Genomic DNA, 12,707 nt, shown 5'->3' on the forward strand with positions numbered 1-12,707 from the left:
ATTACCCAGGCCTGAGTAAACGGTGCCTGAAGGGCAGTAACAGGAAAATGACATCATAGAGTGAGGCAGGAAATACCATGCTTGATCTGGAAAGGGCGCAACGGATGAGTTTAACCACGCAAGTGGAGGTGAGATTAAAGAATGCGTTGATCATTGGTAGTTTGAAGCCTGGTTCGCGTCTTGTCACAAAAGACCTCGCTGAACAGCTGGGGACCAGTATTACCCCGGTGCGCGAAGCCTTGTTGAGGCTGGTTTCATCCGGTGCGTTAGTCGCGACGCCGGCCCAGGCCTTTTTAGTGCCGGAAATAAGCGAGGAGCGCTTCAGGGAAATTAATCTGATTCGTAAGAATCTGGAAGGGCTCGCTGTCGAAAAAGCGCTGGAAAAAATGACCGCAGAGGATGTCATTAAGTTACGTAAACTCTGGGAAGATTTTGCCCAGGCGAAACAGAGTGGCGAAGTGGAGCAAACCCTGGTGGCCAACCGGATTTTCCGCTTTGAGCTCTATAAGCTGGCGCAAATGCCGACGCTCAATAATCTGATTGAGCAACTTTGGGTACAGGTTGGGCCCTGTTTCAATTTCCTGTACCCACAACTGCCCGAAATCGAGCAATGCCAGTATGACTACCACGAATTAATCGATTCTCTCGAATTACGGGATGCTGAACGCTGCGTGCGCGCCGTTCATCAGGTGATTGAGGATGCGAATGATTTAGTGGGCCGTTTTTACTATCAATCGATGGGTTAGCCAATTTTCAACTAACCAAAGAAAACCTTTTTAGTTCCCCTCCAGCGCAGACGGCGTTTTACTGAGTTCAGTCAACGCCGTTTTCCTGTGAGGTCATATGCAAACCATCCTGAACCGCCTCGGGCGCGCGCTGAAAGCCGCCTTTGTTCCCGCCTCTGTTGCACAACACGCCCCCGATAGCGGGCGCGTGATGGAATCCTTTATCCCAACCGGACATCTGTATGGCATTGATTTCGGCAATATCGACCCTGCCTGGTATCGCAAGCCGTAACGCGTTTCGCCGCACAATACGCTTGCGCTACTGGAATGAACTGTGCGCGCTTTTTGATGGCCCTTGCCGGTGAGCTTGTAAACAGGCTTCCAGGTTAAGGGCCATTTTTTTATTAATCGAACCGATAGCTTACCGCCATCCCCACGCCATAATTCCTGCCCGGCGCGGGCTCGTAGTAGCGCCCGTTGCTCTCGTTGACGATCACCGAGCCGACATAGCTTTTATCAAACAGGTTATCTACCCGGCCAAACAGATCCAGCGCCCAGCGCTGATACAGGAATTTATACCCGGTATTCAGGCCAGCGACGGTGTACGAGGGCGCTTTGGCGCTGTTCTCGTCATCCGCCATGATATCGCCCATATAGCGCACGTCTGCGCCCGCGTACCAGCCCTGTTCCGGTTGATAGCCGAACGACGTGTAACCCATATTGCGCGCGATGCCCGGCATCCGGTTGCCATTGCAGTCCGTCGCGCCGCAGGCGTTGCTGCGGTAGGTGGCGTCCAGCCAGGTCCAGGCCATTTTTAGCTTCCAGTCGTAAGCGAACTGCTGATCGAGGGCCAGTTCCAGCCCCTGGCGCCGGGTTTTTCCGGCGTTTTTATACGTGGTACGCCCGCCGCTGCTGGCATCCACCACGATCTCATTATCGGTATCGGTCTGGAACAGTGCGGCGCTGAACAGCCCGTTGCCGATGCGGGTTTTGCTGCCCAGTTCCACGGTATCGCTGGTGGAGGGTTTCAGCGCCAGATTCAGCCCGTTCTGCCCGCCGGAGCGGTAGGAGAGCTCGTTGATGGTCGGCGTTTCGAAGCCGCGGCCCGCTGACAGATAGACGTTCCAGGCGTCGGTGACGCTATACTTGAGCGCCCCCGCCGGTAACCATTTGTGGTAGCTGGCGTCGCCGCTGTCATCGCCGTTGGCGGCGGTGATGTAATGATCGTTGGCGTCAAACCAGATCGAGCTGTAGCGCACCCCGGCATCCAGCGTCAGTTGGTCGGTCAACTGCCAGCTCGACTGCAAATAGGGATCGAGGTTCCACATCAGGTTGCGCTCGTCGCGTCGGGTTGCGCCTTTTTCGCCATACACCGGCGCGCCATTCTCCAGCACGAAGTTTTCGTAGCCTTTGCGCTTCTCGCTCATGTTTTCGTAGTTAAGTCCCAGGGTGACGTTGACCGGCAGCGTCCACAGCGCGTCGCGGTGGGTCCAGCGGCTGTCGATGCCCTGATAGTGGCGGTTAAGCTGGATCACGCCGCCAGGATGGGTCGGATTTAACTGCGGCCCCATGGGGATCGACTGGTACTGCGTGGTTTCCCGCTCGCCCGCGTAGGCCGTGACGCTGAGATCGTCGCTGGCGCTCATCGCCCGCTGATAATTAAGGCCCGCCTGGGTCTGTTTAATGGATTTGCGGGTATTGTACTGATCGCCGCGCGGCGACTGGCGCGGGTTATCCCGCCATTCGCTATACGACAGCCCGCCAGGATCGTTGGCGTGAATATCCACGCTGTTCAGCAACAGAGTCAGGGTACTGGCGTCGTCAACCCGCACGCCCAGTTTGGCATTGGCGAGGTTTTTACGCGCGCCGCTGTGATCGCGGTAGCCGTGGGTGGTGAAGCGGGTCGAGGAGACGGTGTAGTTGACGTCGCCCGGTTGAGTGCCGTCGCCCACCGCGCCGCTGGCTTTCAGGCCGTAGCGCCAGGTGCCGAAACTGCCGTAATAGCTGCTGGCTTCCAGCGTCGGCGGCGCTTCGCCGGTTTCGGTTTTCACGTCAATCACGCCGCCGGAGGCGTTGCCATACAGTGCGGAAAACGGCCCGCGCAGCACTTCCACGCTCGCCACGCTGTTTAAATCGATGTTTGAGGTCTGGCCCTGACCGTCCGGCATGGTGGCCGGGATGCCGTCCACGTACAGGCGAATGCCGCGCACGCCGTAGGTTGAGCGGGAGCCAAAGCCGCGAATCGACAGTTGCAAATCCTGCGCGTAGTTCTGGCGGTTTTGGATCTGTAACCCCGGCACGCTGCCAAGGTTTTCCGACAGGTTGATCTGCGGCGCGGCGTGGCGCAGATCGTCACCCGTCACCACGCTGACCGCCGCCGGCGTATCCAGTTCAGAGACCGGGCCGGGGGAGGCGGTGACCACCATCGTTTGTTCATTTTCTGCGGCAAGGGCCGTCAGGGGGGAAAAAATTGCGGGCAGTAATACTACCGGCAGAGGGAGAAACGCGCGAAAAATAGTCATGCCTTAACCAATTAAAAGTAAATGCGCCAAAATGTTAGGTTATTTGTAAATAAGTTGAAAACATTAACAGCACTTATCGTTAACAATTGAAGTGTAGTGGGCAAATGCCAGGCAGTTACGCAAAATTGTTCCCTTTTTGTAAAAATAATGATTATTATTCTCACCAAAATCAGAGCCGTGAAAAATCATGGCCGCTTTTCTGGATGCAATGTGACGCCGCCATTTCTACGTAAAAAGGGAGTTGTTATGGAATTTCGTCATCTGTCTGCACGCCGCGCACTGCTCGGCGCGCTGCTGTTTAGCACATCGTTCGCCACGTTCACCAGCCACGCCGCAGATGAACTGCTGCGTAAGCCAGTCGACAAGGGGGCGTATGAAATGGCCTACAGTCCGGCAGAGCAGGCGCTGTATGTGGCGACGTCCCAGAGTCGTTCGCTGGATAAAGGCGGCGTGGTCTATAAACTCGACCCGGCCACTCTGGAAGTGAAACAGCGCATTCACAACGATCTCAAGCCGTTTGGTGCCGCCATCAACACCAAAACCGATACCCTGTGGTTCGGCAACACCGTGAACAGCGCGGTGACGGCGATTGACGCCAAAACTGGTGAAGTGAAAGGCCGCATCGTGCTGGATAACCGCCAGCGCAGCGAAACGGTTAAGCCGATGCACACCCGCCAGCTGGTGGTAGATGAAGCGACCAATACCGTTTATGTCACCGGACTGAGCGAAGACAGCGTGATTTGGGTGATTGACGGCGCGACCATGAAGCTGCGCACCACGCTGACCGGCACCGGCAAATTCAGCACCGGGCTGGCGCTGGATAGGGACGCGAAACGGGTTTACACCACCAACGCCGACGGCGAGCTGATCGCCTTCGATACCACCAACAATAAGCAGGTGCTGCGTAAGAAAGTGCTGGATGACGGGAAAGAGCATTTCTTCCTGAACATCAGTCTGGACCCGGCGAACCACCGCGCGTTTATCACCGATTCCAAACAGCCGCAGGTGCTGGCGGTAGATACCCGCGACGGAAACGTGCTGGCGAAAATCGATGCGCCTGCGTCACTGGCGGTGCTGTTTAACCCGGCGCGCAATGAAGCCTACGTGACCCATCGTCAGGCGGGCACGGTAAGCGTGATCGACGCGAAAAGCTACAAAGTGGTGAAAACCATCGACACCCCGGTTCATCCCAACAGCCTGGCGCTGTCACCGGACGGTAAAACGCTGTACGTCAGCGTCAAACAGCCTTCCAGCCGCAAGCAGGAAGCCACCAGCCCGGACGATGTGATCCGCATCGCCCTGTAAGCCGAGCGGTGGGGTCAGGCCCCACCGTTTTCACTTTTGTGTACCCACAGTGCCCAGAGAAAAAACAGCCCGCACAGCAGCGCCGCCAGATACGGCAGGCCGTGGGTAAAAGCGCTCATGGCGATCCCGCCGAGGCCTGGGCCAATCAACGCGCCGACGCCCCACATAATCGACATCGCCGCGTAAACGCCCGCCAGATGCACGCCGGTAAAGCGCGATCCCACCTGGGTGATAATCAGCGTATAGATCGCGACAAACACGCCGCCCCAGAAAAACATCAGCAGCCAGGCGAGGAACGGCACGTTTAGCGCCAGCGGCCACAGCAGCGCGCCGACGGTAGACAGCGCGGCGCAGCCCAGCAGCAGCTTATGGCGATCATATTTATCCGCCAGCCAGCCCACCGGTAGTTGCAGCACAATTGCGCCGACCATCAGGACCGCCAGCAATTCGGTGGCCGCCTGTTCGCTCCAGCCCATTTGCATGGCGTACACCACCAGCAGATTCAGCCCGGCGGCTTCCAGCGCGGCATTCAGCGCGGTGGCTGCCATCGCCAGCGGTGCCATCCAGACGTAGCGCAAAATCCCGCTGACTTTATCTTCCGCCAGCGGCGGGCTGGGCGGGGCGCTGGTCCAGAGGATCAGTGCGCTGAGCAGTGCCAGGCCGCCGCCGAGGTAAAACGGAATATCGCCTGGCGCAATCAGCAGCAACAGCGGCCCGATGGCGTAGCCCAGCGACAGGCTGGCGGTATACCAGGCGAGGGTTTTGGCCCGTGCCTGCTCGACGGTGGTGTGGTTCAGCCAGGTTTCGGTGACCACCAGAATGATTTCGCTGAACACGCCCAGTAAAAAGCGCAGCGCAAACCAGCCGAGCAGCGGCACGAACGGAAACAGGCACAGCAAAACCAGGATTGCGAACAGCGAACGGGTGATTAGCGCGCCAGGGGTGTAGCGCTGACACAGCGCCGGAAGAAACGGAGCCACGGCAAACACGCCCACGGCATGCATGGCGGCGTTAAGGCCGATAAACCACTCGTCATAGCCTTCGGTATGCAGACGTAAAGAAATAAGGGGCGCGCTCAGGCCATAGGTCAGGCCAAAAATCATTACCGCGCCAATGACTACCGCTTGCCCTAAACGTTGAGTCGTCATAACGATCCTTAAAATTTTTTTATCTAACGCTTAGCATTGATAAGACGAAACGACAAGCTGCACCAATAGCGGATAGAGGGGGAAAACGCCGCCCGGTATCCAGGCGGCGTGAGCCAGTGCTTAGGCCGCGTTCTGCGCCGGAGCGGCGCGTTTGACCTGTACCGGCGCGCGCATCACCAGGCTTGGTAGCGCCAGTTCGATATCATTGTCATTCAACTGTTCAATGATACGAATGTTAATCTCCTGCTGGATATCCATGTACTTGTTATAGTCGGCGGTCGCCACGATATGGACCACTTCAAACGTCAGCCGATCCTGATCGAATGACAGAAAGTGGGCGCGGTCGAAGCGGGTATTACCAACGTCGTTAATAATCTCTTTCACCATGTCGCCGATAATGCGCAGCTTTTCCGGCGGGGTGGTACTGGCGACGCCAAAGGTAAACACAATGCGGCGGGTCTGCATCCGCTTGTAGTTGTGGATGGTCTGCTGGAGCAGATTAGCGTTGGCGCAGACAATCTGCTCGCCACTCAGGCTACGAATACGGGTGGTTTTCAGGCCGATATGCTCAATATTGCCCGCCACGTCGTTAAACACCACGAAATCGCCGATTTCAAATGGCTTATCAAAGCCAATCGACAGCGAGGCGAACACGTCGCTCAATACGGTTTGTACCGCCAGGGCGATGGCGATACCGCCCACCCCCAGGCTTGCGACCAGCGCGGTGATATCAACGCCGGCGTTTGCCAGTATCGACAGAAACATCATTGACCACACCAGCACCCGCAGGATCATCCCGAGGATCACCAGCGTCACCGGGTTGCGGTTGGCGTCAGGGTCGCGCAGCAAATGGCGCATCCAGGACTGGACGCCCTGGTCCAGCCAGATGGCCATCTGGATAGCAATCACCAGGAACCAGGCCTGGGAAATAGTCGAAAACAGCCGGTCCGGCAGGGCGGCGAAACGCAGGCTGAACAGAAAGGCGGTCACCAGGATCAGGATTTTGCTGGTTTTTTGCAGCATGTCGAAAATGATAAACCGCAGATCGCCGCTGCCGGGATGGCCGTTACGCCAGTTTTGAATGGTCTTATAGGCGAAAGCCAGTAACCGGTTAATGATCCAGTAAACAATCAGCGTGACGGCTACGACGATAGCCAGGTTGATCCAGAACGCCGTCGACATTAAAACGGTGACGAAATTAAGTTGTGCCAGATACGCCATTTCTCCTCCCATAAATCAGGCATAAGCACCAAGTATAGACAGCCTGTGCGGTGGGTCAGGTGACAGGGGATTTCTGGGAAGATTCGCAAAGCGGCGGGCGCGGCGGAGGAACCGCGCCCGCACAGCAAGGTTAGAGGGCGTTATCGGCTTTTTTAACGTCAGTCACGAAAGTGGGCAGAACCCAGGTGCCGCCAGCGCGTAAATAGCGACACATGCCGGTGGTGTAGCTGCTGCTGAGCTGGAAGGTTTTACCGTCCCACACCCAGCTTTCATTACCCCAACAGTCACCCAGACCCCGGCCTTTCTGCGCCATATCGATAATCCCTTTCACATAGCTGGTGCCGGAATTGGTCACTATTTCCGGTTTGCCTTTCAGTGCCGCGTCCATCACCCAGTAGCCGTAGCCTTCGTTATAGGCGGCGCGCCAGCACAGGGTAGAAAGCAACACGTGTTTGTCATCCAGCGGCGTGAGTGAAATGGCTTCAGGCGCGTTTTCCTCATCGGGATAGAGCCGTTCGCAATCATCCGCGCTGACGCTGGCCTGCAGCAGGGGGCGAATGACAGCGGTTTGCGCTTCATCCAGCGGCTTTTCCGCTGCGTCCAGCGTAGCCGCTGCCACAATCACCGGCATCGCCGGGGCGGCAGGCACGCTGTTTTCCGGCTTGTTGCCTTTTTTAATCAGCGCCGCAGGGGTATTAACGCGTTTTTGCACATCGTCCATTTTCAGCAATACCGCGTTCGCGCCCTCGCCAGAGAGGATAAACGGCGCTTTGCCGCCGCGAAACTCCGCGACGCCGCTGCCTTTTACCGCGCCGATCAGGGCATCGGTTTGCTGTTGGGTGAGCTCCCAGTCGCCGTCCGGGCCGGGGGCGACCGTTCCCATTGTCTGATTATCGATAAACAGCGTTAATTCGACGGTCTCCGGGGAATCGTTTTCTTCAATATCCGCCAGCATTACGCGCCCCTGTACCGCCGTGCCGGGGCCCGCTTCACGGGTAAGCAGCACCGAGCCGCCGCTGCCTTCTTCCGGACCATAGCCCGCCGCGCGGCAGGTGAGGGTGTTATCACAGACCACTTCCCAGTTCTTATGGCTAAACGCTACGCCATCCGCTGCCAAAACCCCGGCGCTTGTGGCGCACAGCGCTAATGCAGTTATCGATACCCCAAATGGTCTCATCGATTCCTCCTGAATACGTTATTAAAATAATGCTGCTATCGTTGCCCAGAACCCCGAGGTCAGGCAATGAAAATTAGCGCTTTTTGCGAGGATTTCAATGGGAAACAAAAACGCCGGGGCGAGCCCCGGCGTGATGTGGATTAACGGGAGAGATGTTCGACCAGCGGCTGCCCGGCCTCGGCGTGGGGTTCAACGGGCGCAGTGCTGTGAATCTCATTCACACGCTTGCGCACCGCGTACCAGCCAGCGATCAGCAGCAGGCACAGAACCGGAATCGAGCCGATGGTCCAGGTGCCGTTCGGGTAATCAAACGCCATCAGCACCAGCACGCTAAGCAGGAACAGCAGGGTCAGCCATGAGGTGACCGGCGCGCCCGGCATTCTGAAGCTGACTTTCTCAGCTTTGCCTTCGCGGATGGCTTTACGCAGGCGCATCTGGCACACCACGATAAATGCCCAGGAGGCGATAATGCCCAGCGACGCCATATTCAGCACGATCTCAAACACCTGGCTTGGTACCAGATAGTTCAGCACCACGCCGAATACGTAGATGCATAGAGTGGCGAGAATGCCGGCGTAAGGCACCTGCTGTTTGCTCATCTTTGACATAAAGCGCGGTGCGGAACCGCCCATCGACATCGAACGCAGAATACGGCCCGTAGAATAGAGCCCGGAGTTGAGGCTGGAGAGCGCTGCCGTCAGCACCACGATATTCATCACGCTGCCGATGTACGGTACGCCGAGCTTAGAGAAGAAGGTGACGAACGGGCTCTGGCCCGGCTGGTAAGCCATCCACGGCAGCAGCAGCACCAGCAGCACCACCGAGCCGACGTAGAACAGGCCGATACGCCAGATCACACTGTTAATCGCCTTCGGCACGGTTTTTTCCGGATCTTTACACTCGCCCGCGGCGGTGCCGACCAGTTCGATAGAGGCGAAGGCAAACACCACGCCCTGCACCAGCACCAGCGCGGGCAGCAGGCCGTGCGGGAAGAAGCCGCCGTTATCGGTGATCAAATGAAAGCCGGTGGCATTGCCGTCCAGCGGTTTGCCGGTGCCGAGAAAAATCGTACCCACCACCAGAAACGCCACAATCGCCAGTACTTTAACCAGCGCGAACCAGAACTCCATTTCGGCGAACCACTTAACGCCGATCATGTTCATGGTGCCGACAATCGCCAGCGCCGCCAGCGCGAATACCCACTGCGGAACATCGCCGAACGCGCCCCAGTAGTGCATATACAGCGCAACCGCGGTGATATCGACGATACCGGTCATCGCCCAGTTAATGAAATACATCCAGCCCGCCACGAACGCCGCTTTCTCGCCGAGAAACTCGCGGGCGTAAGAGACAAAGCTGCCGCTGGAAGGGCGATGCAGGACCAGTTCGCCCAGCGCGCGCAAAATGAAAAACGAGAAAATCCCGCATACCAGATAAACCAGCGCCAGCGACGGCCCGGCCATCTGCAAACGCGCGCCCGCGCCTAAAAACAGCCCGGTGCCGATAGCGCCGCCGATGGCGATCATCTGGAGCTGACGGTTGCCCATTGCTTTGTGGTAGCCCTCTTCATGGGAATTGAGCCAGCGTCGTTTGGCGGCCCGATGTTCGGCCGCATGATCTTTGTTGGTGGTCATGTTTTCCTGTGTTCCTGTCCTGAAAAAAGTTGTCGATGCCTCTGTTATGTTTTGGGTGAGGCGACTTTCCGGCGCAGCATCCTACCGGAATTCAGCGTGGCGGCAAATCCGCGCAGTGGGCTAAGCGTGACGAAGATTAAAAAACGCGAAAAAGTGAGAATAACCTGATAGATCCCACTACTGACTCGTTTCAGGGCAGAGCAATAATCCGGGTAAATGTCTTAATAGTTATTACACTGAAAGAAAACTCAGGAGGTGACGATGGACCTTTACGGCGCGCCGGGCTGGGGCTCGGCAATCAGTGAAATTATGCTGACGATGGTGGGGGAACCTTACCAGTTTATTAATATTGAGGGCTTCGACCAGCCCGGCCCGCAGCGGGACAGGCTTGCGCGGTTAAATCCGCTGTGCCAGGTGCCGACGCTGGAGCTGGACGACGGTGAAATCATGACCGAAAGCGCCGCCATCGCCCTGTGGCTGCTGGACCGGCATCCGCAATTTGCGCCGGAGCCGGGCAGTAAACCGCGTCAGCAGTTCTGGCGGCTGCTGGTCTGGCTGGTGGCGAACGTCTATCCCACCTTTACCTATGGCGATTATCCGGAGCGTTGGGTGGCGGAAAGCCCGGCGTCGCTGACCGACAGCACCAACCGCTATCGCGAAACGCTGTGGCGCTGGCTGGAAACCCAACTGCATCACGCGCCTTACGCGTTTGGCGAGCGGCTGACGCTGATTGACGCCTACTGGCCAGCGATCCGCATCTGGCGGCCACGCCCGGACTGGTTCGCCGCCGAGACGCCGAAGCTTAATGCGCTGGCCGACCGGGTCTGTGAGCGGCCCGAGTTACAGCACGTGTTGCGGGCAAATAATCTTTTGTCATAGCGGATAAAACAGGGCAGGATGTTTGTTCCCTTTCCTCAGGAGTGTTTCCATGCCGCATGTAGATATTAAATTTTTCCCACGTGACTTAACCGAAGAGCAGCGCCAGGCGTTTGCCGACGATATCGCTAACGTGGTGATGAAACATCTCGACAGCAAACCGACCTCGGTGAGCGTGGCGCTGGAACAGGTCCAGCCGGATAACTGGAAAGCGCAGGTATGGGATACCGAAATCGCGCCGAAGCTGGATACTCTGGCGAAGAAACCCGGTTACAGTATGTAGTAAAGAGATTGCCCGCCGTGGTGGGCAATTTTTCGCGCCTTTTATAACCGTGGTCAATATGACAAAATGCAGTCATAATGACTATCTATGAGGCGCCCGCTATGAGCCTGTCCATCAATCTTCTCGCGACCATTGCCATTCAGCTTCAACAGGGCATCAGCCATCAGGATCGTTTCCAGCGTTTAATCAGCACCTTACGGGATGTGTTGCAGTGCGATGCCTCGGCGCTGCTGCGTTATGAAGCCCAGCATTTCCGCCCACTGGCGATTGATGGACTGTCCCCGGACGTGCCCGGCAGGCGTTTCGCCCTTAATGAGCATCCGCGTCTGGAGGCCATCGCCCGTGCCGGAGATATTGTGCGCTTCCCGGCGGACAGCACCCTGCCGGATCCGTATGACGGCCTGATCCCCGGCCATGAAAGCCTGAAAGTCCATGCCTGCATCGGCCTGCCGCTGTTTGCCGGGCAAACCCTGATCGGCGCACTTACCCTCGACGGCATGGATCCTACCCAATTCGATAACTTCAGCGACGAAGAGCTGCGACTGATTGCGGTGCTTGCCGCTGGCGCGCTGGATAATGCGTTGCTGATCGAACAGCTGGAAAAAAATAACCCGCTGCCTGCCGCCACCGCCGCCCACACTGGCAACGCCTCGGGGACGGAGATGATCGGCCTGTGCGCGCCGATGGTGGCGCTAAAGAAGGCAATTGATATTGTCGCGCCGTCAGATCTTAACGTACTGATCAGCGGCGAAACCGGCACCGGTAAAGAGCTGGTGGCGCGCGCTATCCATGAAGGATCGGCCCGCGCCGCCAATCCGCTGGTGTATCTTAACTGCGCGGCCCTGCCAGAATCCGTGGCGGAAAGCGAGCTGTTCGGTCACGTAAAAGGGGCATTTACCGGGGCGATCAGCAACCGCAGCGGGAAGTTTGAAATGGCGGATCACGGTACGCTGTTTTTAGATGAGATCGGCGAGCTTTCCCTGCCGTTACAGGCAAAATTGCTGCGCGTGTTGCAATATGGCGATATTCAGCGCGTCGGCGACGATCGCAGTTTGCGGGTTGACGTGCGCGTGTTAGCAGCCACTAACCGTGACCTGAAAGAGGAGGTGATGGAAGGGCGCTTTCGTGCCGACCTGTATCATCGGCTCAGCGTGTTCCCGCTGGTGGTTCCGGCCTTACGCGAGCGCGGCGACGACAAAGTGGTACTGGCGGGCTTCTTTTGCGAGCAGTCCAGGGCGCGGCTGGGGTTGGGCAGCGTGGTGCTGAGCGCCAGCGCGCTTACGCATATCCGCGCTTACGACTGGCCGGGCAACGTGCGAGAGCTGGAGCACGCGATCCACAGGGCGATTTTACTGGCGGGCGCCACGCAAAACAGCGATGAACTGATCCTCGAAGCCAGCCATTTCGCGCTCACGCCGGGCCTGGAAAGCTCACCCGTGCAGCCTGTGGAACTTCCGGAAGAAAATCTGGCGCTGCGTGATGCCACCGACGCGTTTCAGAGCCAGCTTATTCGCCGCACCCTGGCGCAAACCAACAATAACTGGGCCGCCTGCGCCCGGGCGCTGGACATTGACGTGGCGAATTTGCACCGGCTTGCGAAACGTTTGGGGCTTAAAGCGTCCCGGGTCGGGAATAAAACTCGCGATGTGAATTAAGCACCTCCAGCATCGCATCGCGTAACGGGTCGCTTGCCGAACGCAGCCAGACGGCGGCAAGCGATATCTCACCATATATGAGCGGTTAATATTAAATAAACACGTAGTCAAAATAACCGCCTTTTTATTGAACATTCTCCAAACTCTATTTATATACAGGT

11 protein-coding genes are annotated in these 12,707 nt (G+C 57.5%); 6 read left to right on the plus strand and 5 right to left on the minus strand.

Features of this window, described 5'->3' with window-relative positions; translation table 11 throughout:
- The first annotated feature begins 77 nt into the window (after positions 1-77).
- Positions 78-746 carry a GntR family transcriptional regulator gene (locus FND52_RS04430; protein ID WP_144129588.1) on the plus strand — a complete coding sequence of 223 codons (669 nt, stop codon included), beginning with the start codon at positions 78-80 and terminating at the stop codon, positions 744-746.
- Positions 747-843: 97 nt separating this feature from the next.
- Entirely contained in the window at positions 844-1,017 is a 174-nt protein-coding gene (locus tag FND52_RS21805; RefSeq protein ID WP_167509324.1) for a hypothetical protein, read from the plus strand.
- A gap of 112 nt (positions 1,018-1,129) precedes the next feature.
- Here the strand turns inward: FND52_RS21805 and pqqU are convergent, their stop codons facing one another.
- Entirely contained in the window at positions 1,130-3,247 is a 2,118-nt protein-coding gene (pqqU, locus tag FND52_RS04435) for a TonB-dependent receptor PqqU (protein ID WP_144129590.1), read from the minus strand.
- 246 nt (positions 3,248-3,493) lie between these two features.
- Between pqqU and yncE the strand changes: the two genes are divergently transcribed.
- Positions 3,494-4,552, plus strand: coding sequence for a 7-bladed beta-propeller protein YncE (gene yncE / locus FND52_RS04440; RefSeq protein ID WP_144129592.1), 1,059 nt, complete (start codon positions 3,494-3,496; stop codon positions 4,550-4,552).
- A 14-nt stretch (positions 4,553-4,566) separates the two neighbouring features.
- Here the strand turns inward: yncE and FND52_RS04445 are convergent, their stop codons facing one another.
- The 4 genes from FND52_RS04445 to ansP form a co-directional block, all read right to left on the minus strand.
- Positions 4,567-5,700, minus strand: coding sequence for an MFS transporter (locus FND52_RS04445; RefSeq protein ID WP_144129594.1), 1,134 nt, complete (start codon positions 5,698-5,700; stop codon positions 4,567-4,569).
- Positions 5,701-5,820: 120 nt separating this feature from the next.
- Entirely contained in the window at positions 5,821-6,921 is a 1,101-nt protein-coding gene (locus tag FND52_RS04450) for a mechanosensitive ion channel family protein (RefSeq protein ID WP_144129596.1), read from the minus strand.
- A 130-nt stretch (positions 6,922-7,051) separates the two neighbouring features.
- Complete coding sequence (locus FND52_RS04455) at positions 7,052-8,098, minus strand: DUF1176 domain-containing protein (RefSeq protein WP_144129598.1); 1,047 nt, start codon at positions 8,096-8,098, stop codon at positions 7,052-7,054.
- 140 nt (positions 8,099-8,238) lie between these two features.
- The gene (gene ansP, locus FND52_RS04460) at positions 8,239-9,732 is read right to left on the minus strand and encodes an L-asparagine permease (RefSeq protein ID WP_125295204.1); all 1,494 of its coding nucleotides are present in this window, start codon (positions 9,730-9,732) and stop codon (positions 8,239-8,241) included.
- 261 nt (positions 9,733-9,993) lie between these two features.
- Between ansP and FND52_RS04465 the strand changes: the two genes are divergently transcribed.
- The 3 genes from FND52_RS04465 (at position 9,994) to norR (ending at position 12,546) form a co-directional block, all read left to right on the plus strand.
- Entirely contained in the window at positions 9,994-10,611 is a 618-nt protein-coding gene (locus tag FND52_RS04465) for a glutathione S-transferase family protein (protein ID WP_144129600.1), read from the plus strand.
- A gap of 49 nt (positions 10,612-10,660) precedes the next feature.
- Entirely contained in the window at positions 10,661-10,891 is a 231-nt protein-coding gene (gene pptA / locus FND52_RS04470) for a tautomerase PptA (protein ID WP_144129602.1), read from the plus strand.
- Positions 10,892-10,992: 101 nt separating this feature from the next.
- On the plus strand, positions 10,993-12,546 hold the full coding sequence (norR, locus tag FND52_RS04475; RefSeq protein WP_144129604.1) for a nitric oxide reductase transcriptional regulator NorR: 1,554 nt from the start codon (positions 10,993-10,995) through the stop codon (positions 12,544-12,546).
- The last annotated feature ends 161 nt before the right edge of the window (positions 12,547-12,707 follow it).

Source organism: Atlantibacter subterraneus (genome assembly GCF_007570865.1).
GTDB lineage: Bacteria > Pseudomonadota > Gammaproteobacteria > Enterobacterales > Enterobacteriaceae > Atlantibacter > Atlantibacter subterraneus.

What these genes read in the sequence shown, in the direction of transcription:
- FND52_RS04430 (WP_144129588.1), top strand. Translation starts at nt 78, where the DNA reads ATGCTTGATCTGGAAAGGGCGCAACGGATGAGTTTAACCACGCAAGTG.
- FND52_RS21805 (WP_167509324.1), top strand. Translation starts at nt 844, where the DNA reads ATGCAAACCATCCTGAACCGCCTCGGGCGCGCGCTGAAAGCCGCCTTT.
- pqqU (WP_144129590.1), bottom strand. Translation starts at nt 3,247, where the DNA reads ATGACTATTTTTCGCGCGTTTCTCCCTCTGCCGGTAGTATTACTGCCC.
- yncE (WP_144129592.1), top strand. Translation starts at nt 3,494, where the DNA reads ATGGAATTTCGTCATCTGTCTGCACGCCGCGCACTGCTCGGCGCGCTG.
- FND52_RS04445 (WP_144129594.1), bottom strand. Translation starts at nt 5,700, where the DNA reads ATGACGACTCAACGTTTAGGGCAAGCGGTAGTCATTGGCGCGGTAATG.
- FND52_RS04450 (WP_144129596.1), bottom strand. Translation starts at nt 6,921, where the DNA reads ATGGCGTATCTGGCACAACTTAATTTCGTCACCGTTTTAATGTCGACG.
- FND52_RS04455 (WP_144129598.1), bottom strand. Translation starts at nt 8,098, where the DNA reads ATGAGACCATTTGGGGTATCGATAACTGCATTAGCGCTGTGCGCCACA.
- ansP (WP_125295204.1), bottom strand. Translation starts at nt 9,732, where the DNA reads ATGACCACCAACAAAGATCATGCGGCCGAACATCGGGCCGCCAAACGA.
- FND52_RS04465 (WP_144129600.1), top strand. Translation starts at nt 9,994, where the DNA reads ATGGACCTTTACGGCGCGCCGGGCTGGGGCTCGGCAATCAGTGAAATT.
- pptA (WP_144129602.1), top strand. Translation starts at nt 10,661, where the DNA reads ATGCCGCATGTAGATATTAAATTTTTCCCACGTGACTTAACCGAAGAG.
- norR (WP_144129604.1), top strand. Translation starts at nt 10,993, where the DNA reads ATGAGCCTGTCCATCAATCTTCTCGCGACCATTGCCATTCAGCTTCAA.